The organism is Lysobacter sp. N42 (genome assembly GCF_004344885.1).
The window spans coordinates 158,167-181,380 of record NZ_SKFB01000001.1 but is presented as its reverse complement, the minus strand read 5'-3'; the positions used below and the strand labels follow the sequence as shown (position 1 = coordinate 181,380).

General features: G+C 45.9%; 27 protein-coding genes. 10 read left to right on the top strand and 17 right to left on the bottom strand.

The genetic code is table 11. The features are described from left to right. Positions 1-7 precede the first annotated feature (7 nt). From EYQ95_RS00920 to EYQ95_RS00910, 3 genes are read right to left on the bottom strand one after another with little or no spacing between them, the layout of a single operon-like run. Positions 8-319 carry a hypothetical protein gene (locus EYQ95_RS00920; RefSeq protein WP_111914650.1) on the bottom strand — a complete coding sequence of 104 codons (312 nt, stop codon included), beginning with the start codon at positions 317-319 and terminating at the stop codon, positions 8-10. 19 nt (positions 320-338) lie between these two features. After that, positions 339-1,076, bottom strand: a complete 738-nt coding sequence (gene tsaB / locus EYQ95_RS00915) for a tRNA (adenosine(37)-N6)-threonylcarbamoyltransferase complex dimerization subunit type 1 TsaB (RefSeq protein ID WP_111914651.1) — start codon at positions 1,074-1,076, stop codon at positions 339-341. A gap of 3 nt (positions 1,077-1,079) precedes the next feature. Next, positions 1,080-3,014, bottom strand: a complete 1,935-nt coding sequence (locus EYQ95_RS00910; protein ID WP_111914652.1) for an ATP-dependent DNA helicase — start codon at positions 3,012-3,014, stop codon at positions 1,080-1,082. A gap of 72 nt (positions 3,015-3,086) precedes the next feature. Here EYQ95_RS00910 and EYQ95_RS00905 point away from each other — a divergent pair, with 72 nt between their 5' ends. Continuing rightward, positions 3,087-5,054 carry a YfiR/HmsC family protein gene (locus tag EYQ95_RS00905; RefSeq protein ID WP_111914653.1) on the top strand — a complete coding sequence of 656 codons (1,968 nt, stop codon included), beginning with the start codon at positions 3,087-3,089 and terminating at the stop codon, positions 5,052-5,054. Between the two features lies 1 nt (position 5,055). On the opposite strand, the gene EYQ95_RS00900 is transcribed toward EYQ95_RS00905, so the two are convergent. After that, a complete protein-coding gene (locus tag EYQ95_RS00900) occupies positions 5,056-5,337 on the bottom strand; it encodes a hypothetical protein (protein WP_126266338.1) in 282 nt (93 codons plus the stop codon). Positions 5,338-5,664: 327 nt separating this feature from the next. Here EYQ95_RS00900 and hisG point away from each other — a divergent pair, with 327 nt between their 5' ends. From hisG to hisIE, 8 genes are read left to right on the top strand one after another with little or no spacing between them, the layout of a single operon-like run. Then, positions 5,665-6,564 carry an ATP phosphoribosyltransferase gene (gene hisG / locus EYQ95_RS00895; RefSeq protein WP_111914655.1) on the top strand — a complete coding sequence of 300 codons (900 nt, stop codon included), beginning with the start codon at positions 5,665-5,667 and terminating at the stop codon, positions 6,562-6,564. A 2-nt stretch (positions 6,565-6,566) separates the two neighbouring features. After that, entirely contained in the window at positions 6,567-7,910 is a 1,344-nt protein-coding gene (hisD, locus tag EYQ95_RS00890; protein ID WP_111914656.1) for a histidinol dehydrogenase, read from the top strand. Then, positions 7,907-8,998 carry a histidinol-phosphate transaminase gene (gene hisC, locus EYQ95_RS00885; protein WP_111914657.1) on the top strand — a complete coding sequence of 364 codons (1,092 nt, stop codon included), beginning with the start codon at positions 7,907-7,909 and terminating at the stop codon, positions 8,996-8,998. Before hisD ends, hisC begins: the two co-directional genes overlap by 4 nt. Continuing rightward, positions 8,995-10,065, top strand: coding sequence for a bifunctional histidinol-phosphatase/imidazoleglycerol-phosphate dehydratase HisB (gene hisB, locus EYQ95_RS00880; protein WP_111914658.1), 1,071 nt, complete (start codon positions 8,995-8,997; stop codon positions 10,063-10,065). The genes hisC and hisB overlap by 4 nt, the downstream gene beginning before the upstream one ends. After that, complete coding sequence (hisH, locus tag EYQ95_RS00875) at positions 10,066-10,677, top strand: imidazole glycerol phosphate synthase subunit HisH (RefSeq protein ID WP_111914659.1); 612 nt, start codon at positions 10,066-10,068, stop codon at positions 10,675-10,677. Next, positions 10,671-11,408 (top strand): 1-(5-phosphoribosyl)-5-[(5-phosphoribosylamino)methylideneamino]imidazole-4-carboxamide isomerase, encoded by a 738-nt coding sequence (hisA, locus tag EYQ95_RS00870; protein ID WP_111914660.1) that lies wholly within the window; start codon positions 10,671-10,673, stop codon positions 11,406-11,408. The genes hisH and hisA overlap by 7 nt, the downstream gene beginning before the upstream one ends. Continuing rightward, positions 11,390-12,181: an imidazole glycerol phosphate synthase subunit HisF gene (hisF, locus tag EYQ95_RS00865; RefSeq protein WP_111914661.1), complete on the top strand. Its 792-nt coding sequence runs from the start codon at positions 11,390-11,392 to the stop codon at positions 12,179-12,181. The genes hisA and hisF overlap by 19 nt, the downstream gene beginning before the upstream one ends. Continuing rightward, positions 12,178-12,807 (top strand): bifunctional phosphoribosyl-AMP cyclohydrolase/phosphoribosyl-ATP diphosphatase HisIE, encoded by a 630-nt coding sequence (hisIE, locus tag EYQ95_RS00860; protein ID WP_111914662.1) that lies wholly within the window; start codon positions 12,178-12,180, stop codon positions 12,805-12,807. The genes hisF and hisIE overlap by 4 nt, the downstream gene beginning before the upstream one ends. On the opposite strand, the gene EYQ95_RS00855 is transcribed toward hisIE, so the two are convergent. The 6 genes from EYQ95_RS00855 to adk all read right to left on the bottom strand — a co-directional run bounded on the left by EYQ95_RS00855 (position 12,804) and on the right by adk (position 18,033). Next, the gene (locus tag EYQ95_RS00855) at positions 12,804-13,304 is read right to left on the bottom strand and encodes a DUF6436 domain-containing protein (RefSeq protein WP_111914663.1); all 501 of its coding nucleotides are present in this window, start codon (positions 13,302-13,304) and stop codon (positions 12,804-12,806) included. The two genes, hisIE and EYQ95_RS00855, sit on opposite strands and share 4 nt — an antisense overlap. After that, positions 13,297-14,796, bottom strand: a complete 1,500-nt coding sequence (locus EYQ95_RS00850) for a methyl-accepting chemotaxis protein (protein ID WP_111914664.1) — start codon at positions 14,794-14,796, stop codon at positions 13,297-13,299. The genes EYQ95_RS00855 and EYQ95_RS00850 overlap by 8 nt, the downstream gene beginning before the upstream one ends. Before the next feature lie 85 nt (positions 14,797-14,881). Next, positions 14,882-16,231: an MATE family efflux transporter gene (locus tag EYQ95_RS00845; protein WP_111914665.1), complete on the bottom strand. Its 1,350-nt coding sequence runs from the start codon at positions 16,229-16,231 to the stop codon at positions 14,882-14,884. Then, the gene (locus EYQ95_RS00840) at positions 16,231-16,983 is read right to left on the bottom strand and encodes an alpha/beta fold hydrolase (RefSeq protein WP_111914666.1); all 753 of its coding nucleotides are present in this window, start codon (positions 16,981-16,983) and stop codon (positions 16,231-16,233) included. The genes EYQ95_RS00845 and EYQ95_RS00840 overlap by 1 nt, the downstream gene beginning before the upstream one ends. Before the next feature lie 3 nt (positions 16,984-16,986). Beyond that, positions 16,987-17,379, bottom strand: coding sequence for an MAPEG family protein (locus EYQ95_RS00835; RefSeq protein ID WP_111914667.1), 393 nt, complete (start codon positions 17,377-17,379; stop codon positions 16,987-16,989). 9 nt (positions 17,380-17,388) lie between these two features. Further along, positions 17,389-18,033: an adenylate kinase gene (gene adk, locus EYQ95_RS00830; protein ID WP_111914668.1), complete on the bottom strand. Its 645-nt coding sequence runs from the start codon at positions 18,031-18,033 to the stop codon at positions 17,389-17,391. A gap of 172 nt (positions 18,034-18,205) precedes the next feature. On the opposite strand from adk, the gene EYQ95_RS00825 reads away from it, so the two are divergent. Further along, complete coding sequence (locus EYQ95_RS00825) at positions 18,206-18,691, top strand: YajQ family cyclic di-GMP-binding protein (protein WP_111914669.1); 486 nt, start codon at positions 18,206-18,208, stop codon at positions 18,689-18,691. 60 nt (positions 18,692-18,751) lie between these two features. Here EYQ95_RS00825 and rplQ read toward each other — a convergent pair whose 3' ends face one another. The 7 genes from rplQ to secY all read right to left on the bottom strand — a co-directional run bounded on the left by rplQ (position 18,752) and on the right by secY (position 23,212). Beyond that, positions 18,752-19,150 (bottom strand): 50S ribosomal protein L17, encoded by a 399-nt coding sequence (gene rplQ / locus EYQ95_RS00820; RefSeq protein ID WP_111914670.1) that lies wholly within the window; start codon positions 19,148-19,150, stop codon positions 18,752-18,754. 50 nt (positions 19,151-19,200) lie between these two features. Next, the gene (rpoA, locus tag EYQ95_RS00815; RefSeq protein ID WP_111914671.1) at positions 19,201-20,190 is read right to left on the bottom strand and encodes a DNA-directed RNA polymerase subunit alpha; all 990 of its coding nucleotides are present in this window, start codon (positions 20,188-20,190) and stop codon (positions 19,201-19,203) included. Positions 20,191-20,215: 25 nt separating this feature from the next. Next, the gene (gene rpsD / locus EYQ95_RS00810; protein WP_111914672.1) at positions 20,216-20,836 is read right to left on the bottom strand and encodes a 30S ribosomal protein S4; all 621 of its coding nucleotides are present in this window, start codon (positions 20,834-20,836) and stop codon (positions 20,216-20,218) included. Between the two features lie 30 nt (positions 20,837-20,866). Next, the gene (gene rpsK / locus EYQ95_RS00805) at positions 20,867-21,256 is read right to left on the bottom strand and encodes a 30S ribosomal protein S11 (RefSeq protein ID WP_072155091.1); all 390 of its coding nucleotides are present in this window, start codon (positions 21,254-21,256) and stop codon (positions 20,867-20,869) included. Positions 21,257-21,268: 12 nt separating this feature from the next. Next, on the bottom strand, positions 21,269-21,625 hold the full coding sequence (gene rpsM / locus EYQ95_RS00800) for a 30S ribosomal protein S13 (protein WP_111914860.1): 357 nt from the start codon (positions 21,623-21,625) through the stop codon (positions 21,269-21,271). 121 nt (positions 21,626-21,746) lie between these two features. Then, positions 21,747-21,860, bottom strand: coding sequence for a 50S ribosomal protein L36 (gene rpmJ, locus EYQ95_RS00795; protein WP_072155090.1), 114 nt, complete (start codon positions 21,858-21,860; stop codon positions 21,747-21,749). A 23-nt stretch (positions 21,861-21,883) separates the two neighbouring features. Next, positions 21,884-23,212: a preprotein translocase subunit SecY gene (gene secY, locus EYQ95_RS00790; protein ID WP_111914673.1), complete on the bottom strand. Its 1,329-nt coding sequence runs from the start codon at positions 23,210-23,212 to the stop codon at positions 21,884-21,886. Positions 23,213-23,214: the final 2 nt, after the last annotated feature.

The window sequence follows — 23,214 nt, the reverse complement described above, 5'->3', positions numbered from 1 at the left end:
TATTGAATTAGGCAAAAACATCTATACCTATCATCGACTGGATAGAGTCTCTGCGTTCGAAGCTGGCAACTTGACTATAACTACCCACAGCAGAACGTTGAGTTTGTCCGGGCTCGTCGTATGTAATGGCCTCTCGTTCTTTTAACGCAGCTTCAAATACCGGGCCCTCTGACTGCAGCTGCGCACGACGTCCAACCTCAGACGCATTCTGTTGACGCGTTTGCGATTCAGCATTATTTGCGCTTCGTTGCTGCTCCTGACCAGCTCGGCTAGGTTCAACATTGACCGCAAAATTAGATAAGTCAGTGCTGTTTATCATTTAAATAGCTCGCTAAAAATCACTTCCCGGGCAACTTTTTCCAAGTTACTTCATTACGCACATAATGCACCTGAAAATCTTCAGCTGCAACGCCCTCACCTCGTTTGAGGCGCTCACGTCCTAGTGTTGCCAAATCTATAGCATGTGGAAAGCGCACTGAATGAGACAGCTCTATATCCGGTAAACTCTCCAGCGCGTTGGACAACGCGTCAGGATATGTAACCCAACCAGTACCCACGCCAAAATAAGTTCCATCTTGCTTTTTAAATTCATCCGCTACGCAGCTCAGAACATTACTAGGAGGAACTACAGACTCTTCACCCCACACTTTAATTCGACTCTCACTCACACTGTAAGTTCCGAAGTACACTTCACCCATACGAGCGTCTATCGCGGCAACAACTTGGCTTGCATCATGCAATCGATACGCTTGATAAGCCATCGCTTCTAAACTTGAAATACCCACTACCGGCAAGTTATGGCTAAACGCGAGTCCTTGCCCAATACTCGCTGCAATTCGGACCCCGGTAAAAGAGCCGGGGCCCTTACCTAACGCTAAGCCATCTAATTGGTCTAATGAAACCTGCGCTTCTTTTAATATTTCGTCCACATATTGCAAGACCAGGTCCGCATGTTCTCGCGGAGCTTCACGACCACGATAAATAATTTGTTCACCGTCGCAGTAGGCTACTGAGCAATACTCGGTAGATGTATCGATCGCTAAAACTTTTAACTCGCCAGAATCAGTGTGCTTCACAGATTAATTCACCTCTTTTGTTTCTGGTGCAGCTTGCCGTAGAAAATCTAAAGCCACATTTAAATCTCGTGTGCGTTTCATATTAGGCAAACTATTCAGAAATAATTGTCCATATTGCCGAGTAACAAGTCTATTATCGCAGACAATCAGCACGCCTTCATCATGTACCGAGCGCACCAACCTTCCTGAGCCCTGTTTCATTGCAATAACCGCCTGCGGTATTTGAATCTCTCGAAATGGATCACGGTTTTGCCTGCGGCAATCTTCCATCATCGCCTGCAATAACGGATCGTCTGGAGAGGCAAACGGTAGTTTATCGATAAGAACACACCTTAATGCTCGACCCGGAACGTCTACCCCTTCCCAAAAGGAGCTGGTGCCAAGCAGTACTGCATTGCCCTCTTCACTGAAGGTTGCCAACAATTCACGTTTGCTGGTTTCGCCCTGGACTAAAATAGTTCTCTCTGTTTCTTTCTCTAGCTTTTCCGCAACTAAATTTAGCATTCGATAGCTAGTAAACAATAAAAATGTTCCACCCTCGTTAGCTTCAATAACCTGCTTAGCAATCGTAAACAAATGATTCACCATGCTGCGATCATTCGGTTCTGGCAAATAACGAGGCAAGCACAGAACCGCTTGGCGCTGATAGTCGAAAGGGCTAGACAACAACAACGTTTGGGCGTTTTTCAAACCCAGCTTGTCGGTAAAGAAATGGAACTGATTATTTACGGTCAATGTAGCCGATGTAAATACCCACCTTGCAGGGTGGTCGGCCATAATTTTAGAGAATGGTTCCGCCACAGACAAAGGTGTTCTATTAAAGCTAACATGCCACTTACTGGTTTCGTACCAATAGCTATACCCAACCTCTTCGACTGCAGTTATCGTTTGCAACTGCTTGCGAATAAACTCTACACGCTCGATACACTGGTCAAAAGCCTTGTCGCGACCCACTTGGGTTTTCGCAATCACTTCGAACTTATCTAACTGTTCCTCAAAGTTTTGCAGCGCACTACTTACAGAGGACTCAGCTAAAACCTGGCGTAAGCTCGAACGTTCCGAGTCAGGTGAAAATGCCAGCCTTAACTCACGAGCAGCTCGCTCTAATTGCTGAGCCATCTGAGAAACGGCCTTGGCATCTTTAAGAACGGTTCGATAAAGCACATCGACATCTTGGCACAAGTCGCTTATCTGCCGAGTTGAAAAGCTCGTGCTGAAATATTGGCTGGCGATTTCCGGTAATTGATGCGCTTCGTCAAATATCACCAAATCGGCGTCGGGAATGAGCTCTCCAAAGCCGGTTTCCTTTAACGCTAAGTCGGCGCAAAACAAGTGATGGTTAACAACCACAACGTCGGCCTCTAAAGCCTCTTTACGCGCTTTAACCAAATAACACTCTTCATAATGCGGACACTCCCGCCCCAAACAGTTGCTTTGCGTGCTGGTAACTTGCGGCAGAACGATTGCGTCTTCCGGCAAACTAGACAATTCACCCATGTCCCCTGTGCGCGTTTTATTCGCCCAAGTTCTAACCGACTGGAGTTGAGCTAAACCTTCTTCCCTAAGGTTTTTAGGATGTCGAACAGCTTGTTCGAGTCGATGTAGGCACAGATAGTTAGACCGCCCCTTTAACAACACGACAACCTTGTCTGGTGACAATACATCTCTCAATGCCGGCATGTCTCGGTGAAATAGCTGTTCTTGCAAGTTTTTGGTACCGGTGGAAACAATGACTTTGCCATCTTTTAATAGAGCAGGAGCTAGATAAGCAAACGTCTTCCCCGTTCCTGTTTCCGCTTCCACGACTAACTGCTCACCCGTTTTTTTCAACCCATGCACTGCACGCGCCATTTCTAATTGGGATGGTCGAGGAGAAAAATGGGGTAGCGCTTGGCTTAGTACGCCATTTTCTGAAAAAACTTTATCAATAGGGGTCATATACAGGTGATTGTGTTAATATTGGACTTCAAATAAGCCGCTAAACGTCTCGATACAGCAAAGGTTACACGCATGATAAAAAGCTGCAAGAAACTTCTTGCTAGTTTACTGCTGACTTTACTCTTATTTTCGTCTTTGGGTAATGCCCAGCAGGCGATTGAGGACGTTTCCGAGTCTGAGTTATACGCGTCTTATTTTTCAACCGTGGTGAAGTTTATTGCCTGGCCCGATGAAAACCAAAAAGACACCTTGCAGCTTGGTATCATTGAAGCTCCCGAAGTCCTAGAAGAATTAAACAGAGTGCAGCTCGAGCCGGTTCGTGGTTTACCCTTAAGGCTGCGAGAAGTTCTTCGAACAACCCAACTCAATGATATTGACGCCCTACTCGTTGGTCCACGTGCCCAAGGGCAACTCAGTCAAATTGAGTCGTTAGCCCGTAGCCGAAATATACTTGTTATTACTATCCAAGGCGACATCCGCGGCAACACAATGATCAACCTAGCCTCTAACGAGAATTTAGAGCTAAGTTATCAAGTTAATAGTCAACTCATCGAGCAGGCAGGACTGAGAATTCAAAACGGTTTGTTCGACATTACCGGAGATGAATTAGAACTTCTGGTAGAACTTAGACGACAAAAATCTCAAGAACAGACGCTTACTGAACAAGTAGAGGCTTACGAACTCGAAATAGAAAATATGCAAGAGCGTGAGCGCCAGCTGAACGAGCGTATTGAAATGTTAGAGCAGGCTATACGCGAGCGTGATGACATCCTAAGTGCACAGGCCGGCACCCTAGAAGAAAGAGAAATCGCCGTTGCCAACCTACGAGACAGACTTACTCAGTACCTCACCGAGCTAGACGAGCAGCGTGAGCGTATTTTGGTTCGAGAGGAACAACTTGCCACGATCCAGCAGCAGCTTCGACAGTCTCAGCAACGTTTGGACGAACAAGAGCAAGAGCTCATCGAGAAAGAGCAGTTACTGCAAGAGCGGCAAGACGAAAGCGCTGTGCTTAGTGAGCGGATTGCCAGTAATAGAGATATCCTGGCGGACCAAGAACAAAGGTTACTCGCTCAGAATGCAGAAATAGAAGAGCAACTCCAGCTTATCGAAAATAGAGAGCAAACTATTTCTCGCCAACAAGACTTTTTGCTCTATATTGGCATTGGTTTACTCTTTGCGTTTGTGTTTGCAGTGCTCAGTATTGTGATGTACGTGAATAAACGCAAAACCGCCGATGAGCTCATGAAAACGTTGAATGAGCTTAGTGCAGCCCAAGATAAACTAGTCGAGTCGGAAAAGATGGCTGCCCTAGGTAACTTAGTTGCAGGCGTAGCGCATGAAGTAAATACCCCTCTGGGCGTCGCTTTAACGGCAACGACTATGCTCAATGACCGACGTGAGCGACTCATCGAAACAATTTCTACACAACAACTGACACGGGAGCAACTCGACGCTTTCTTAAGTAAAGCAGAAGAGTCGTTGTCTCTTACCGAAAAGAATTTGTCTCGCGTTGCCCGACTCATTAGTAACTTCAAACAAGTTGCCGTTGACCAAATGGTGTCTGAGCGTCGTGAAATAGATCTAAGAGAATATCTCGAAGAGATCATGTCAACACTGTCTATTGAATTGCGCCGTGCTCAAATTAAGTATGAGATTTTAGTTGATAGTAAAATAACTATGACAACCATTCCTGGTGCTATGGCTCAAATTATTACCAACCTAACAACGAATTCCATTCGCCATGGGTTTGAGGGCAGTACCGGAACAATAACCTTAGCAGCCGAGCCCGCTCCGGGCGACAACATCAAGATTACCTTTAAAGACAACGGCAGTGGTATGGAGCCACAAGTTGTTCAGCAAGTCTTCGAACCCTTCTTCACGACTAAACGCAATGAAGGTGGAACCGGCTTAGGAATGCCTATCGTATACAACCTTGTGCGCCAAAAGTTGAATGGTGATATCAAAGTAGAAAGTAAGCCTGACGAAGGCACGACTTTCACACTGATACTTCCTCGTGTAAGCCCGGTACGAGCTTAAATTACGCAAAAGTGTCTAAGTTGTGACCTTTTGGGTCATCATCGTCATGCTCTAATTGAGTTTCCTGTTCAGGCTTTTGGTCTTTTTCATGCTGGCGACGACTATCCTCTTGCATTTTACGCTGCCGCTCTTCAATACGCGCATGCTGAGTGTCACCCCCCTCTTCAGGGCGAACACCTTTGATACGTTGCTTCTTCTGCAACTGCTTTACGCGCTCTAAGTCATTACCTAAATCAATTTTTGTATTCCTCGGTAACAACGGAAATATTAGATCTTGGCTCACTTTTGGTCTCTCTTTGATCACCGATACACCTATATTATCGGCACAAATGAACAAAAATTAAACAATTTAACTTTTTTAACAGAATTCGTTGCTGCGCAAGATTTAGTTTGATAGCATTTATACAACTTGTGAGAAAGATAACGAATTTACGGTATTTAAATGAGCAATTATATATACAACTTAGTGCATCATCACCGCCACTTCACGTAGCGGCCGATTTCTGTTGTGTATACAAAACCAGAAAGGCCATTTCATTAGCGAGCCTTTCAGGACAAAGAAACCCTTGGAAGCGCTCCTTCCGAGGGTTTTTCGTTTTAGGAGTATAAAATGTCTGAGAATCAAAGATTAACTATCGCTATCCAGAAGTCTGGACGCTTAAGCAAAGAATCACTCTCACTACTTAAAGCGTGTGGTGTGAAGTTCAATATTCACGAACAACGCCTAATGGCGCACAGCACGAATCACCCTATCGACCTACTTCGCGTGCGTGACGACGATATTCCAGGTTTAGTGATGGACGGTGTAGTTGACCTTGGACTTGTTGGTGAAAACGTTCTAGAAGAAGAGAAATTAGAGCGACAAATTAAGCAACAAAGCGACCAGTTTTCATCGCTTCGCAGACTCGAATTTGGAGGTTGCAGGCTCAGTATAGCAACACCGAAAGAAGATAGTTATAGCGACTTGAACGACTTGGAAGGCAAACGTATTGCGACAACTTACCCAAGAATCACCGAAGCATACCTAAAAGCTAAGGGAATAAATGCACAGACCGTAATGCTTACCGGTAGCGTTGAGGTTGCAACGCGAGCAGGCTTGGCTGAAGCTATTTGCGACTTAGTTTCCACCGGCGCAACGCTAGAAGCAAACGGCTTAGTTGAACAAGAAGTTATATTTAGATCTCAAGCTCAACTTATTCAAAGCCCAAACAAACTATCTACGGAAAAAGCAGAATTATTGAACCGTATTCTTACGCGTATTGACGGCGTACAACTGGCAAAAGAAAGCAAATACATTATGTTGCACGCTCCTGTCGATCAATTAGAAGCTGTTGAACGTATCTTACCTGGAGCCGAGCGCCCCACTGTTCTACCGTTAAGTCACACCGACCAACAAGTGGCTGTGCATGTAGTAAGCACTGAAAATCTATTTTGGGAAACGATGGAGCAACTCAAGGATTTAGGTTGTAGCTCAATCTTGGTGTTACCGATTGAAAAGATGATGGGTTAAATATGTTAAACATAAAATTACCAAGCCCCACGGTTTGGGCGTCACTTGCATCGGAACAGCAGCAAGAACTGTTACAACGCCCAACACAAAAGGTAAGCGAGTCGTTAAGCGCTAGTGTTGCGAACATTATGCGTGACGTGAAACAGAGCGGAGATAAAGCTCTACTTAGCTATACCGAAAAGTTTGATGGTGTGCGGCTATCAACACTTGCGCTTACAAAGGAAGCTATTGCTAGTCTTGCAGCTCAAACGAGTCTTAAAGTTCGTAAGGCTATCGACGAGGCATATCAAAACATTGCTCAGTTCCACAATATGCAAAAGCCGCAAGAGCAAAGTATTGAAACCAGTGCGGGTGTAACTTGTTCGCTGCGTTACACGCCGTTAGCAAAAGTCGGCTTATATATTCCAGGAGGCAGTGCTAGCTTGCCCAGTACTGTGCTTATGCTTGGCGTCCCTTCTCAAATTGCGGGCTGTGATGAAGTTATTCTAATGACACCTCCTACACCGCAGGGCGAGGTTGCGCCAGCAATTTGCTACGCTGCGCAAAAATGTGGGATTAGTAAAATATTACTCGGCGGTGGAGCTCAAGCTATTGCCGCAATGACATTCGGTACTGAGACTGTACCCGCAGTACAAAAGATATTTGGGCCAGGCAATAGTTATGTTACCGAAGCCAAGCAACAGGCAAGCCAAGTTGCAGGCGGGCCAGCAATCGACTTACCTGCCGGCCCATCTGAACTATTAGTGATTGCAGACGAAAGTGCGGAACCAGAATTTATAGCGTCAGATTTATTGTCTCAAGCTGAGCACGGTCCAGACAGCCAAGTTATCTTAGTGTCTTCAAGCGCCGAGATACTAAAGCAAACAGCGAAAGCCTTAGAGCGACAGCTCAGTAACTTGCCGCGAGCAGAAATTGCCATACAAGCAATGGAACAAAGCCGATTCATTCATACTTCCGACTTAGAAGAAGCCGTGCAAGTAAGTGAGCTGTATGCACCGGAGCACCTGAGTCTGCAGGTTTCAGAGCCAGAAGCTCTGTTACCTAACCTTCGTAACGCTGGTTCTATATTTATCGGCCACTACACACCAGAAGCCGGAGGCGACTATGCCACCGGAACCAACCATGTGTTACCTACTTATGGCTTCTCGCGCAGCTATAGTAGTTTGGGGTTAGCTGACTTTTATCGCCGCTACACTACACAAAGAGTTACAGCTGCGGGGCTAAAGCAACTGGGTACAACCATTGTTGATTTAGCTGAAGAAGAAAAGCTGGATGCCCACGCGAGAGCTGTTTCTCTCCGCTTGCAAAGCAAGCGCATGCAAGCTGACTTAGGAGAACAATTATGAGCTCCGTAGTGCAACTACTGCGCCCTCACTTACAGGGAATGCAAGCATATGAGTCGGCAAGACGCAGTATGAGTGGGGGTAATATTTGGCTTAACGCGAATGAAAACCCTTATAGCTCGAACTGGAATGTTTCGACGGAAAACCTCAACCGTTATCCTAATTTTCAGTCCAGTGATCTCAATCGAGCTTATGCTCAGTACGCGGGCGTTAACCCTGATCAGGTTCTCAGCCACAGAGGTAGTGACGAGGCTATAGACATACTCATTCGTGCATTCTGTGAGCCAGGGCAAGACAAAGTCATGATCTGCCCGCCAACGTATGGCATGTACGCTATTTCAGCCAAGCTAAATAACAACTCCGTAGTAAGTGTTCCACTTTTACAAGACGGAAAGGAAAATGGCGCTTGGCAGCTCGACATAGATGAAGTTAAGGCTAACCTAGAACGCGTGAAGATTGTGTTCTTATGCACACCATCTAATCCGCTGGGGAACCTAATAGAAGAGAGCGACTTAAATGCAGTATTAGAAGCGAGTCAAGGTAAATGCATCGTGGTTGTTGATGAGGCTTATATTGAATACTCAGAATCAACTTCGGCAACTCAACTATTAGAGCAGTATTCGAACTTGGTAATTACTCGCACCTTGTCCAAGGCATTTGGTTTAGCCGGTATAAGAGTAGGATTTACGTTAGCAAACCCTGAAATTATCGCGGCGTTAACACCTGTTCTCGCACCGTACCCGTTGCCAGATCTTAGTATTCAAGTTGCGCAACAAGCTTTGACAGCTGATGCACTCATACAAACTCGACAAAATATTATTGAAGCGCAAGGAGAAAGAGAGCGTTTGTCCAAGCAATTGGCAATTTTCAGCTGGGTGAAGCTGATATTTCCAAGCGTGACTAACTTTGTTCTTTTTCAAGTCGAGAATGCTGAGCAAGTAATGAGTTACTTACAAGCAAAGGGCATTTTAATTCGCAATCAGTCTTCACAAGTTAATTTGTCGAACTGCTTAAGAATAACCGTGGGCAGTCCTGCGGAGAACGACGCAGTTATCGAAGCCTTGAGTCAATTTCCAGGAGATACACAATGAAAGCTAGTCCTATTCTTTTTATAGACCGCGACGGCACACTCATTGAAGAACCGAAAATCGATAAGCAAGTCGATTCACTAGCCAAACTTAAGCTTGAACCGGGCGTCATTCCTGCGCTGTTGTCCTTGCAAGACTTTGGCTTTCGCCTCGTGATGGTCAGTAACCAAGACGGGTTGGGCACTTCAAGTTTTCCTCAAGAAGATTTTGAAATTGCTCAAAACGCGATGATGGATATTTTTATAACTCAAGGCATTCGCTTTGACGATGTGCTTATTTGCCCACACTTTGATAGTGACGACTGCAGTTGTCGGAAACCGAAATTAGGCTTAGTCAAAGACTATCTGCAGCAAGGTCGAGTCGACTTCGCACGTTCTTTTGTAATCGGAGATAGAGCGACCGACATTCAGCTTGCAGAGAACATGGGTATTGAAGGCATCCAATATGACCCACAAGAATATTCATGGCAGGACATTGTACAACGGCTAACCACCGCCAACCGTGCGGCAAAGGTGAGACGTGCCACCAAAGAAACGCAAATAGATATTAGCGTTAACCTAGACGCTACCCAGCCTATTCAGATTAATACCGGCGTGGGGTTCTTCGACCACATGCTAGAGCAGATCGCTACACACGGTGGCTTCTCTCTCGCTATAGACGTTTCAGGCGACCTACACATTGACGATCACCACACGGTGGAAGATACAGCTTTGGCGCTGGGTGAAGCCATGCGCCAGGCATTGGGTAATAAACGAGGTATTGGTCGGTTCGGCTTTGCCCTCCCCATGGACGAATGCCGTGCAGAATGCCTAATCGATTTATCGGGTAGACCTTGGTTGGAATTCAAAGCAAACTTTACTCAAAACAACGTGGGTACACTGAATACGGAAATGGTTGAGCACTTCTTTCGCTCAATGAGTGACAGTACGAAAATGAGCTTACACCTGTCCACGACAGAGGGGAACACTCACCACCAGGTAGAAAGCCTATTTAAAGTTTTTGGTCGTGCTTTGCGCCAAGCTATTAAACAGGAAGGCAATGAACTTCCTTCCAGCAAAGGAGTTTTATAAGTGCGATTAGCCATTGTAAACACTCGCTGTGCCAACTTAGCTTCGGTGAAATACGCTTTCGAACGATTAGGCGAAACACCGGTAGTTACCGCAAACAGTGAGCAACTCAAAAATGCCGAACGCGTTGTACTGCCGGGTGTAGGCACCGCAAGCGAAGCTATGAATGCTTTGCAGGAGCTAGAATTAATCGGAACTTTAAAGGGTTTAACACAACCCGTGCTGGGTATTTGTTTGGGGATGCAGATTCTGACTGAGCTTTCTTATGAAACCAAACGCAAAGACTCACGCACAACCATTCCATGTCTCAATGTGATTCCAGCAGAAGTTCAGAAGCTAGCGAACTTAGATAAGCTTCCTCTGCCACATATGGGCTGGAACAAAACAGAAGTAACAAGTCACCCCTTGTTCAATGGGCTGCAAGACCCCTACTTCTATTATGTTCACAGCTTTGCGGTGCCCGAGACAGGCAATACCATCGCAAGTTGCGAGTATGGTCAGAAGTTTTCGGCAGCTATCGCAAAAAATAATTTCATGGGTGTTCAATTTCACCCAGAACGCTCTGGTCCTGCGGGCTCAGTCGTACTTAAGAATTTTATGGAGTTCCCATGTTAATACCTGCGCTGGACCTTATTCAGGGGCAAGTTGTTCGGCTTCACCAAGGCGATTTTGAGCAACAAACCACTTATCACTCAGACCCTGTCGCTGTTGCTAAAACATATCAACAACAAGGTAGTGAATGGATTCATTTAGTAGATCTAGACGGTGCTAAAAACCCGGAACAGAGACAGCTCAGCTTAATCGAGCGTATCGCTCTGGAGTCTGGGCTCAATGTACAAACCGGCGGAGGTATTCGCCAGGAATCAGACCTTACGGGACTCTTCGAAGCGGGCGTACAGCGTGTAGTTATTGGCTCTCTAGCGGTAACTCAACCAGAGTTGGTTGCCACTTGGATGAACAAATTCGGTCCCGACCGCATAGTATTAGCACTCGATATTAATATCGACAGTGACGGTAATAAGTGGCTAGCGACTCATGGTTGGCAGAAGCAATCGTCTACAGCGCTAGAAGATTGCGTGCGCTTCTTCACTCAAGCCGGGCTCAAACACGTGTTATGTACTGATATAAGCAAAGATGGAACGCTAAAAGGGCCGAACGTTGAATTATACAAAGAATTAAAAGCACAGTTCCCCAATATTACCTGGCAGGCCTCGGGCGGCGTATCTAGCCTAGACGACTTAGTTGCCTTAAAGCGCGTGAACTGTGACAGCGCGATATTAGGAAAAGCCTTGTTAACCGGTCAGTTTAATCTTCAGGAGGCACTTTCATGTTGGCGAAACGCATAATCCCTTGTCTCGATGTGAAGAACGGACAGGTCGTAAAAGGTGTTCAGTTTAGAAACCATGAAATCGTTGGAGACATTGTTCCACTTGCCGAGCGTTACGCTCAAGAAGGCGCCGATGAACTTGTCTTCTACGACATAACTGCCTCTTCTGACGCACGCGTCGTAGATAAATCATGGGTCAGCAGAGTTGCTCAAGTGATAGATATCCCCTTTACCGTGGCGGGTGGTATTCGAACATTGGAACAAGCGAGAGATATTCTGGCTATGGGGGCAGATAAAATTTCGATTAACTCACCAGCCCTAGAGAACCCAGAGCTCATATCTGATCTAGTTGACGCGTTCGGCCAGCAGTGCATTGTTGTGGGTATAGACAGTCACTTTAATGAAGAGTCTAGCCAATACGAGGTTTATCAATTCACGGGAGATGAAGCAAAGTCTTCGAAAACCCGCTGGACAACCTCAGAGTGGCTGCAAGAAGTGGTCAGCCGTGGTGCAGGTGAAGTCGTGTTGAACTGCATGAACCAAGATGGAGTTCGCCAAGGATATGACACCAACCAACTGGAAATAATGAGAGCGCACTGCCCTGTTCCGCTAATTGCCTCAGGAGGCGCAGGGGAGATTCAACACTTCATCGATGTATTTGCGCAAGCTCATGTGGACGGTGCGCTTGCAGCGTCTGTATTCCACAAAAACATTATTGAGATCGACGAATTAAAAGAACAGCTTGGACAAGCAGGTATTACGGTAAGGCCAAAGGAGACAGCATTGCTATGAAAATCACTCAACAGAGCCAAATCAACGAGTTGTCTTGGAGTAAAGTGGACAACCTGATGCCGTGCATTGTGCAGGATCAGTTCAGCGGTGAAGTTCTTATGCAAGGATATATGAGTCCGGAAGCGTTGGAAAAATCGCTAGAGACAGGCTTAGTGACCTTTTATAGTCGTAGTAAGAGCCGCCTGTGGACTAAGGGAGAGAGCTCTAATCACACACTAGAATGGAGCAGTATTGCTGCCGACTGCGATCTCGACTCATTGTTGGTTTTAGCCAAACCGAATGGGCCGACATGCCACACAGGCTCCACAACCTGTTGGTCAGAGTCTGAGAGTCCTAGTGTGGCGGAATTAGCAGCACTTACCCGCACCATTCAGTCGCGAGCGAAAGAATCAAACACTGAAAAAAGCTACACTGCGTCGTTGTTAGAAAGCGGCGTACGCCGGTGCGCTCAGAAAGTCGGCGAGGAAGGCGTCGAGGTGGCTTTAGCAGCAGTAGCGCAAGACGACCAAGCGCTATTAAATGAAAGTGCAGATCTAATATATCACCTACTTGTCGTATTAGAGGCGCGAGAGCTGAGTCTCGCAGACGTGATCAACGTATTAAAGGCACGAAAAGGTTCAAACTAAGTACAGCGACATGCTTTGACATTGCCGTTTAGCCAAAGCATGTCCGTTTGTTGCGATTCTGCAGACGCGAGTACTTCGGGAATAAAACTGTTGTTTGCGGAACATAGTGGGCCGGAAGCATACGGCCCGGCATAACGCGCCCGCAGCCTTGTGTCATTCATTTGCGCCATAACTAACATCGGAGCAGCGGGAACTTGCAATCCTAGCTCTCTAGCTTGCTCTTCGGTGAGTGTTAAATGCGTTACGTTTGCAGGCCATTCCACAGTTTGTTGATGCCTGTCTGCTAGAATGTTACACCGACAATTAGGCTTTCGAATATGAACAACAAGCCAGCCTTGGTCTTCTGTTGGCTCTAATTGCTCTAAAGGAAAGGAAGTTTGTCCGAGCCAAACCGAACCCTCATCAAAGTAACCAAAGTCTGAGAGTGCCCAAAAATATAAGCCCGCTGAGGTTACTCCTACCCAAAGCACGAATACTAAAATGATTTTCTTAGGCATGCTTTTCAAACTTGAACGTTGCAGCCTTGGCTTTTAGGTTTTCGGTTAAGTCATGAAGACGGTCTGAGATTTGGCTGAGTTCATTTGACTGTTCAACTTGCTCAGACGCCATATCACTAAGAGTACTTGTACTCTCCGTAATCTCGCTACTCGCTTGTCTTTGATGACTGACTGCGCCAGTAATTTCATTTACGAATCTGGTGAGCCTTTCCGCCTCAGATGTGATTTCTACAAGCAATTGCTCACTCGAACCCGCTGCCGCAGAGGCATGCTGTACTACTTCTAAACTCTCAGAAACCGCTTTAACAGATTCTTGGCTAGACGATGTTAAGCGCCCAATAGTTTTTTGTATCTTTTCGGTAGAACCTTGAGTTTTACTGGCGAGCACACGAACTTCGTCTGCTACCACTGCAAATCCGCGACCCGACTCCCCTGCTCGCGCAGCTTCAATTGCAGCGTTCAACGCAAGTAAATTAGTTTGCTCTGCTATCGTGTCGATAACTTCCAAAACGGTTTGTATTTCTTCTGCTGCCGCAGCCATGTCTGCCACTTTGGTTTTCGACGTTTCCAGCTTGCTTACTAAGTCTGTAACCTTTTCCCTAGTTTCGGACACAGCACTTTGCCCTTGGACAGCCAATTCACCGGAACGCTCTGCAGTTCTTAACACATCTTTTGAGCGATCTTCGGTTTCGGAAATAGAATGCGTGTTTTCTTCCACCGCTGAGGCTATACGACGCACCTCATTTGTTTGTCGCTCAATACCTTGGTTGAGCTGTTCGCTCTGAGAAACCAGACGCTCTGAAATCTCCGCATTGCTATCTATAGTGGCGGAAACAGTCACTAAACTCGATTCGATAACGTCTAGAACACCATTAAATTTGTCTATTAATGGCGATTTCACATGATTAGCGCGTACCGACAAATTAATCTCGCCTCTCTCGTTCACTAACGCATCCGTAACATTGAAGAATGATTGGCTTACTTTAGCTTCACGAAGACTTCTGCGGCTAATTACAATCAGGACTGCTGACTCAATCACTACATACAGAGCGTGCAATAGAATAATCGGGATCGTTGCATGATCCATAGGTACGAGGTAAACCCCTACGCCACTAGTTTGCAAATACATGAATAACAAGTGGTGCACGGCTATAGTCGCCGCAGCAACCGCTACAACTACCCAGTCACGAAACACAATGAGTATCGCCAGCAATACAAAGATGCCGAAGTGAACCTCAATAAAACCAAGTGACTGGTGAATATGGAGTGCCGCGAAAAACATATAGGCAACGCCATAAGAAATACGAGAAACCGGATGGTCGCCTAACGTGCGATACAACCAAGCAGGGACGACTACAGCAGGTACGCCAATAACTAGTGCCGGGATAAGGCTTTGGTAAACCATGCCTAGCACAATTGAAACCGCTAGGAGCAATATGTTTATCAGAAAAGAGAGTTGAAAGGCGTTTTCTCGAAAAGATAACTGCTGCATAGATTAACCAACTTAGAAATGATGGTTAATAATACAACTGAATCGAACTTCTAGATCACTCAATCGATTCAATTATTGATCAAGATCAAACGGTTGATATGTAAGCTTTGTGTACTCGCAGTAACCTTAGAGTGAGTAGTACAGCTGCGACGCTTAAACCACTAATAAAACCAATCCAAAAACCTGCTGCGCCCATGGCGGGTACAATCCAGTCTGTCAGCGCGAATATGGCTCCAATCGTAAGACCCAAGGGCCAATATGCAACGAGAGTAATAATCATCGGCATACGTGTATCTTTATAACCTCGTAATGCCCCCATAGACAGTGCTTGGAAGGTATCTGAAACAGTAAATATTGCAGCTAATCCAAGTAACTGGGCAGCTAATACAATGACCTCTTGGTTGCTGGTGTATAGTCGTGCCAAGAAGCTTCCCCCTAACCACATGCCCAAGCCATTTACCGTTGCAAACGAGAGTCCTACAACGAGCGCTAATTTGTACGCACCGATAGCATCTTGGTATTGTTTCGCGCCTAACGCGAAACCCACACGAAGCGTTATCGCCATACTCAGGCTTAAAGGGAACATGTAAACAATTGAAGTAATACTTAAGGCTATTTGATGGCCTGAAACCATAATTTCACCCAGCGGGGCAATAAGAATGGCTACCGCTGCAAACAGGCTAGTTTCAAAAAACAGCGACATAGAAATGGGCGTTCCTATGCGTAGAAAATACATAACTTCATCCCAATCTGGTCGATAAAATCGCCGAAAAGGACGCATCTCTCTGTACCGAATCGCGGTCATTACATAGATTAGGAACGAAATTGCCATTGCCCAGAGGACAATAGCCGATGCTAAACCCGCTCCTGCTCCACCTAAAGCCGGCATACCTAATTTGCCATAAATGAAAATATAATTTACCGGAATATTGACCAGTAATCCGATAACGCCAATTACCAACGAAGGCATGGTGTGAGACACACCTTCACAATAGTTCCTGAGCACAACATAAAGAACAAACGCAGGAAGTCCCCAGAAAATGAAGTTTAGATACTTCAACGTCATTGCTCTAAACTCAGGCGTAATCGTCATCAGCTCCAAAAACTGTGGCGCAAAATAGAGTAAACCGCCGGTAAGGAATGCCGCGACAATGCAGGTATACAGAGACTGTTGCAAGTATCTTGGCATTGCAGCTAAGTCATTTTCCCCATGAGCATGGGAAATTACAGGAGCAAGTGCTAAACCGAGACCAAAGACAAGTAACGTGAGAGGTGTCCAGATCGCCGAACCTACCGCGACGGCAGCCAGGTCGGTTGCCCCCACTCTTCCCGCCATTAAAGTATCCACAACGCCCATCATCATATGGGTAAGTTGGGCTATAAGAATAGGGCCGGTAAGCTTGAGTAAACGGTTAAGCTCGCTTTGAATTTTCATTACTTGGAGACCAATCGCATTACCGCTCGCTTTAATTTAGGCATAACGAGCTCAGCGTGTGTAATAGGTCCCATATGACCTGCGTCAACTTCCTCAGAGGTCGCATTTGGAAGCGTATTTTTCAGTAACCGAGCAACCTCTTGGCTCGAATGAGGAGAGTGATGACCCGAGAACAATACGACCGGACAACTCAACTGACCATAATCCTCTAGAGTCGTTGGTTGGTTAATTAGGGCATCAAAGTCTAGGTTTACTTTTTGGTGTTGTCTTATCATCAGCCTCTGAATGGGCTCAGGTAAACCCGCGAAGTAGCCCGGAGTGTTCCAATAGTCAACAAAATGTCCGCAAGCCTGTTCAATAGACAGTTCTTCCATAGCAGTAGCTACACTTACAATTTCATTATGAGCTTCTGAGCCGTCAGTTAGGGTATGAAACGAAACAGGCTCGTACAATACTAAGCCCTTAACAAGCTCTTGGAAATGTAGAGCTATATTAAGTGCTAAGGCGCCGCCATAAGAATGTCCAACAAGCACAAAAGGCTTTTGCTCGAACATGTAGCCTTGGTCTTGTAACGCCGAAATTTCGTGAGCAAACCGGAAGGGTTGTGAGGGTAGTGGATGACCGGCGAACTTACCGTATCCAATCAAATCTGGAGTTGCTAACTCCAGATTCTCTTGTGCAAGTGATTTTGCTAACCCTCGCCACTGACTTCCACGGCTTTGTGAGCTGTGCAGGGCGACGATATCTTTCATAACTTAGTGACCGATAACCGCACCAATCAAAAAGCCTGACTGAAGCAATAACACCGCAAATGTGCCTGCTACACCGATAGTGCGGTAAATACTTGTTCCTGCCGACTTCGTCAAGCCAATCGCATGGCTGATGCGTGCTACGAATAGCAGTCCACCTAGTCCATGAAGCAACTGAGGTGATGCACCAGCCAACTCCATTAGCGCGAGTAAAATTAGACAGAACGGTACGAACTCTACAAAGTTTCCGTGTACACGTACCGCAATCTCTAAAGATTTTGCTTCACCCGTTCCAATACCTACTCTATGAATCCAACGCTCGCGAATAATGCGAACACTTAGAACAATCAAAAGGAGCGCAAGAAGACCTGCATATAAACTCGTAACGGGTAAAAACATAGGGACCTCTTAGCCTAACAAGGCTTTTAATTCTTGGTGGATGGCATCTACTTTTTGAGTACCATCAATTTTTTCACACTTCACTTCACCTTGCGCTGCAAGCGAGCGGTAGTAGTCCACCAACGGCTCTGTTTGTTCGTGATAAATCGCCAAACGCTTACGTACTGTTTCTTCTTTATCGTCATCACGAATAACTAGCTCTTCGCCCGTTACGTCGTCTACGTTTTCTTGCTTAGGCGGATTGTGCTGAACATGGTATACACGACCTGAGCCAGGGTGAACTCGACGCCCCGCCATACGCTCTACAATAACGTCGTCAGCAACATCAAACTCTAATACGTAATCAATCTTTATGCCTACGTCCTGCATAGCGTCAGCTTGTGGGATTGTTCTTGGAAATCCGTCTAGCAAAAAGCCGTTCGCGCAATCGTCTTCTTTAATACGTTCTTGTACTAGGCCAATCATAATATCGTCAGAAACCAGCTGCCCAGCGTCCATAACGGCTTTAGCTTGCTTGCCTAACTCCGTACCCGCTTTAATAGCCGCACGAAGCATGTCCCCAGTAGAGATTTGAGGAATTTTGTATTCGTTCATGATGAATTGGGCTTGAGTGCCCTTTCCTGCGCCTGGCGCTCCCAGCAGGATAATGCGCATGGTATGTCCCCTAGCAAATAATTATTGGCAATTTAGAATATGCCAACTTTACCCGATACAGGCTTTAAGGGCAATCAAAGCTAGACCATAGTAGAACAACTCTAACCAGTTACAGGTATGCTTTTGCGGTAAGTTTTGGTCTAATAACGAAAAACCTTATTGGAGAAAAATAATGCCTAGTTTCGACATCGTTTCTGAAATCGATCAGGTTGAATTAAAAAACACCGTAGACAACGCTCAACGCGAACTTGGAACACGTTTCGACTTTCGAAATGTAGAGGCTTCTTTTGAGCTTAACGACTTAACTGTGGTTCTATCTACAGAGTCTGATTTTCAAATCCAACAAATGGTAGAAATTCTACGTAACAACGCCACTCGACGGGGGATTTCGTTATCTGGCACAGAGATGGACGACGAACCTACCCATAGTGGTAAAACCTATTCACTTCGCATTACGTTCAAGCAAGGCATAGACAGTGTTCTAGCAAAGAAAATTGTGAAAATGGTGAAGGAAAGTAAATTGAAAGTTCAGGCCAGTATACAAGGCGAGAAAGTACGAATTACTGGGAAGAAACGAGATGATTTACAACAAACTATCGCACTCATGAAAGCTTCTGATATTGAGCTACCTCTACAATACGAAAATTTCCGAGACTAAGAGCATTAAAAACAAAAAACGGAGCACTAGGCTCCGTTTTTTATTTATTGCGAGAAACTTTTACTCTTCAGTAACTGCTTCTTCTGCAACTTCTTCGTTTACTGGACGATCAACCAATTCAACGAAAGCCATTGGCGCATTGTCACCAGCACGGAAACCGCACTTCAGAATGCGAGTGTATCCACCCGGACGCTCTGAGTAACGAGGACCTAGCTCGTTGAACAATTTACCTACGACTTCTTTGTCGCGAGTGCGAGCAAATGCCAAACGGCGGTTTGCTACGCTGTCTTGTTTAGCCATTGTGATTAACGGCTCGATTACGCGACGCAGCTCTTTAGCCTTTGGCAAAGTGGTTTTGATCACTTCGTGACGAACCAATGAACTTGCCATGTTGCTAAACATCGCTTTGCGATGGCTGCTGTTGCGGTTAAGTTGACGACCACTCTTACGATGGCGCATACCAAATACCCTTCTAAGTAAAACTCTTACCGAGGTGACTAGACAACGACTTAGTCGTTGTCGATTAAGCTAGCTGGTGGCCAGTTCTCTAGGCGCATACCTAAAGACAAACCACGTGACGCTAGAACGTCTTTAATCTCTGTCAACGATTTCTTACCAAGGTTAGGAGTTTTCAACAACTCAACCTCAGTACGTTGAACCAAGTCACCAATATACTGAATCGCTTCTGCTTTCAGACAGTTTGCAGAACGTACAGTCAGCTCAAGATCATCCACCGGACGCAACAGAATCGGATCAAACTCCGGCTTCTCTTCTTTCTCTTCCGGTTCACTTACATCGCGTAATTCCACGAACGCTTCTAGCTGTTCAGCTAGAATTGTAGCGGCACGACGAATCGCTTCTTCTGGATCTAGCGTACCGTTAGTTTCCATATCGATAACTAACTTGTCCAAATCCGTTCTTTGTTCCACACGAGCTGAATCAACAGTGTATGCAATTCGCTCAACTGGACTGAAAGAAGCGTCTACCAAAAGACTACCGATGGTACGGTCTTCGTCTTCATTCTGCTGACGTGCGTTTGCAGGGACGTAACCACGACCGCGTTCAACCTTAATCTCCATCTTAAGCTCTACGTCGCCAGTCAATGTACAGATTAAGTGATCGGGGTTAGCGATCTCTACATCACCGTCAGTAGTGATGTCACCTGCTGTTACTGCGCCTGAGCCAGACTTTGATAAAGTTAACGTAGCTTCGTCTTTGCCGTGTAAATTTACAGCGAGACCTTTCAGGTTGAGCAGGATTTCAATGATGTCTTCCTGGACACCTTCTTTCGTGCTGTACTCATGCTCTACACCGTCAATTTGAACTTCAGTGACGGCACATCCCGGCATTGAAGATAACAAGATACGGCGAAGCGCATTGCCCAGCGTATGACCAAATCCACGCTCCAACGGCTCCAAAGTCACTTTGGCGCGGTTGTTGCTGATTTGCTCGATATCAACGAGCCGTGGTTTCAGAAATTCGGTTACAGAACCCTGCATTATGTCCTCTCTTTATGCTGAGGCCTTACTTCGAGTAAAGCTCTACGATCAACTGTTCGTTAATATCTGCAGATAGGTCAGACCGCTCTGGATCACGTTTGAAGATACCTTTCATTTCTTTGGTATCAACTTCGACCCAAGTCGGCTTTTCACGTTGCTCTGCTAATTCGAGTGCAGCAATGATACGTGCTTGTTTCTTTGCTTTTTCACGAACGCTAACTTCGTCTTCAGCCTTCACTTGGAATGAAGGGATATTCACAACGCGACCATTCACCACAATACCTTTGTGGCTCACCAGCTGACGTGCTTCCGCACGAGTTGATGCAAAGCCCATCCGGTATACTACGTTATCTAAACGACCTTCAAGAAGCTGTAACAAGTTTTCACCTGTGTTGCCCTTGATACGTGCCGCTTCTTTGTAGTAGTTGCGGAATTGCTTTTCAAGTATGCCGAACATACGACGTACTTTTTGTTTTTCACGTAACTGAACACCGTAATCAGACAAGCGACCACGACGTGCGCCGTGCTGTCCTGGTGCGGTTTCCAGTTTACACTTGGAATCTATAGCGCGGACGCCACTTTTAAGGAACAAGTCAGTTCCTTCGCGACGACTGAGCTTGAGTTTTGGACCCAAATATCTAGCCATGTTCTTTCTCCAACTATCGTATCACGCCAATTAAACGCGACGTTTTTTAGGCGGACGACAACCGTTGTGAGGAATCGGTGTCACATCGGTAATGTTCGTAATTTTGTAACCCACAGCGTTCAAAGCGCGAATTGATGATTCACGACCTGGCCCTGGACCTTTAACAAACACTTCCAAGTTCTTTAATCCGTATTCCTTCGCCATTTCACCTGCACGTTCTGCTGCTACCTGAGCTGCGAACGGCGTAGACTTACGCGAACCGCGGAAGCCAGACCCACCAGAAGTTGCCCACGAAAGAGCGTTACCTTGACGGTCAGTAATAGTGATAATGGTGTTGTTGAAAGACGCATGGATGTGCGCCATTCCGTCGGTTACCTGCTTTTTAACGCGCTTCCGAGTGCGAGTAGGTGTTTTAGCCATTGCCTATTCTCCTTACTTCTTAATCGGCTTACGCGGACCTTTACGAGTACGCGCATTAGTTTTAGTGCGCTGACCACGTAGAGGTAAGCTACGACGATGACGCAAACCACGGAAACAACCGAGGTCCATCAAACGTTTAATGTTCATTGAAATTTCGCGACGAAGGTCACCTTCTACTGCGTATTTAGCAACTTCTTCACGAATCTTATCTAATTCGGCCTCTGACAAAGAGCCAATCTTAGTGTTTTCGGCAATGCCTACTGAAGCCAAGATCGCTGAAGAGCGAGTACGGCCTACACCATAAATCGAAGTCAATGCAATTACTGCATGCTTATTGTCAGGGACGTTAATGCCAGCTATACGGGCCACTAACATATCTCCTATAGTTAAAGGGGCATCGGCTTGAAAAGCCCGATAGGATACTCAACCGATCGCCCAATTGCAAATTCAACACAGCCCAGTTAATTAACCGGGCTGCGTTCTTACGTTGTTAACCTTGTCGCTGTTTATGCTTAGGGTCAGTACAAATCACACGTACTACGCCGTGACGCTTGATGACCTTGCAATTACGACAGATTTTCTTAACGGAAGCACGAACTTTCATTGCTACTCTCCGTAACGGGAATCTTATCGGCCGTAGCCTTTAAGATTCGCTTTTTTAAGTACAGAGTCATATTGATGAGACATCATATGGGTCTGTACCTGAGCCATAAAGTCCATGATAACTACTACGATAATAAGCAACGAAGTGCCACCGAAGTAGAATTGCACGTTCCATGCAAGCATCATGAACTCAGGAACCAAACAAATAAATGTAATGTAGAGTGCGCCGGCAAGTGTCAAACGCGTCATTACTTTATCGATGTAACGTGAGGTTTGCTCACCTGGACGAATACCAGGGATAAACGCTCCCGACTTCTTCAAGTTGTCTGCTGTTTCGCGAGGATTAAACATCAACGCGGTATAGAAGAAACAGAAGAAAATAATTGCTGCTGCATACAACATTACGTACAACGGTTGACCCGGTGACAATGTCAACGCGATCTCCTGAAGTACGTTAGCAACACCTGTATCACCTGAACCAAACCAAGTCGCAATTGTACCTGGGAACAGAATAATACTTGAAGCGAAGATAGGTGGAATAACACCAGCCATATTCACTTTTAGTGGTAAATGCGAGCTTTGAGCTGCATATACACGACGCCCTTGTTGGCGTTTCGCGTAGTTTACCACAATTCGGCGTTGTCCGCGCTCTACGAAAACAACAAAATAGGTTACTGCAAATACAACAACCGCAATCAATAATAGTAACAACAAGTGCAAGTCGCCTTGACGAGCTTGCTCTGCTGTTTGACCTACAGCCGAAGGCAATCCAGCCACTATCCCGGTGAAGATGATAATTGAGATACCGTTGCCTATTCCGCGCTCTGTAATTTGTTCACCTAACCACATTAAGAACATGGTACCGGTAACCAAACTCACAATCGCTGTGAAATAGAATGCAAACCCGGGATTCAACACCAACCCAGGAACCAGGTTAGGCAATCCGGTTGCAATCCCGATGGATTGTCCAATTGCCAAAACCAAGGTACCCCAACGCGTATATTGGCTGATCTTACGACGTCCTGCTTCACCTTCCTTCTTTATCTCTGCAAGTTTCGGGTGAACCACCGTCAACAATTGCATGATAATCGAGGCTGTGATGTAAGGCATAATGCCTAACGCAAGAATCGATGCACGTTCCAGTGCACCACCGCTGAACATGTTAAACATGGCAACGATGGTACCCTGTTGTTGTGCGAACAAATCAGCCAGAACCGCTGCATCTATACCAGGAATCGGTACGAAAGATGCGGCGCGAAATATAATGATGGCACCTAACACAAATAGCAGACGCGATTTGAGCTCTGTTAAACCACCTTTCGCACTCGACTTTTCCAATCCTGGTCTAGCCATGG

Excerpts from the sequence above, each read along its gene's own strand:
- rpsD (WP_111914672.1), bottom strand. The coding sequence starts at position 20,836 with ATGGCTAGATATTTGGGTCCAAAACTCAAGCTCAGTCGTCGCGAAGGA.
- EYQ95_RS00855 (WP_111914663.1), bottom strand. The coding sequence starts at position 13,304 with ATGCCTAAGAAAATCATTTTAGTATTCGTGCTTTGGGTAGGAGTAACC.
- rplQ (WP_111914670.1), bottom strand. The coding sequence starts at position 19,150 with ATGCGCCATCGTAAGAGTGGTCGTCAACTTAACCGCAACAGCAGCCAT.
- EYQ95_RS00845 (WP_111914665.1), bottom strand. The coding sequence starts at position 16,231 with ATGAAAATTCAAAGCGAGCTTAACCGTTTACTCAAGCTTACCGGCCCT.
- hisF (WP_111914661.1), top strand. The coding sequence starts at position 11,390 with ATGTTGGCGAAACGCATAATCCCTTGTCTCGATGTGAAGAACGGACAG.
- EYQ95_RS00920 (WP_111914650.1), bottom strand. The coding sequence starts at position 319 with ATGATAAACAGCACTGACTTATCTAATTTTGCGGTCAATGTTGAACCT.
- rpmJ (WP_072155090.1), bottom strand. The coding sequence starts at position 21,860 with ATGAAAGTTCGTGCTTCCGTTAAGAAAATCTGTCGTAATTGCAAGGTC.
- rpsK (WP_072155091.1), bottom strand. The coding sequence starts at position 21,256 with ATGGCTAAAACACCTACTCGCACTCGGAAGCGCGTTAAAAAGCAGGTA.
- EYQ95_RS00840 (WP_111914666.1), bottom strand. The coding sequence starts at position 16,983 with ATGAAAGATATCGTCGCCCTGCACAGCTCACAAAGCCGTGGAAGTCAG.
- hisD (WP_111914656.1), top strand. The coding sequence starts at position 6,567 with ATGTTAAACATAAAATTACCAAGCCCCACGGTTTGGGCGTCACTTGCA.
- EYQ95_RS00850 (WP_111914664.1), bottom strand. The coding sequence starts at position 14,796 with ATGCAGCAGTTATCTTTTCGAGAAAACGCCTTTCAACTCTCTTTTCTG.
- EYQ95_RS00910 (WP_111914652.1), bottom strand. The coding sequence starts at position 3,014 with ATGACCCCTATTGATAAAGTTTTTTCAGAAAATGGCGTACTAAGCCAA.
- EYQ95_RS00905 (WP_111914653.1), top strand. The coding sequence starts at position 3,087 with ATGATAAAAAGCTGCAAGAAACTTCTTGCTAGTTTACTGCTGACTTTA.
- rpoA (WP_111914671.1), bottom strand. The coding sequence starts at position 20,190 with ATGCAGGGTTCTGTAACCGAATTTCTGAAACCACGGCTCGTTGATATC.
- hisG (WP_111914655.1), top strand. The coding sequence starts at position 5,665 with ATGTCTGAGAATCAAAGATTAACTATCGCTATCCAGAAGTCTGGACGC.
- hisC (WP_111914657.1), top strand. The coding sequence starts at position 7,907 with ATGAGCTCCGTAGTGCAACTACTGCGCCCTCACTTACAGGGAATGCAA.
- EYQ95_RS00825 (WP_111914669.1), top strand. The coding sequence starts at position 18,206 with ATGCCTAGTTTCGACATCGTTTCTGAAATCGATCAGGTTGAATTAAAA.
- secY (WP_111914673.1), bottom strand. The coding sequence starts at position 23,212 with ATGGCTAGACCAGGATTGGAAAAGTCGAGTGCGAAAGGTGGTTTAACA.
- hisA (WP_111914660.1), top strand. The coding sequence starts at position 10,671 with ATGTTAATACCTGCGCTGGACCTTATTCAGGGGCAAGTTGTTCGGCTT.
- hisIE (WP_111914662.1), top strand. The coding sequence starts at position 12,178 with ATGAAAATCACTCAACAGAGCCAAATCAACGAGTTGTCTTGGAGTAAA.
- adk (WP_111914668.1), bottom strand. The coding sequence starts at position 18,033 with ATGCGCATTATCCTGCTGGGAGCGCCAGGCGCAGGAAAGGGCACTCAA.
- EYQ95_RS00835 (WP_111914667.1), bottom strand. The coding sequence starts at position 17,379 with ATGTTTTTACCCGTTACGAGTTTATATGCAGGTCTTCTTGCGCTCCTT.
- hisB (WP_111914658.1), top strand. The coding sequence starts at position 8,995 with ATGAAAGCTAGTCCTATTCTTTTTATAGACCGCGACGGCACACTCATT.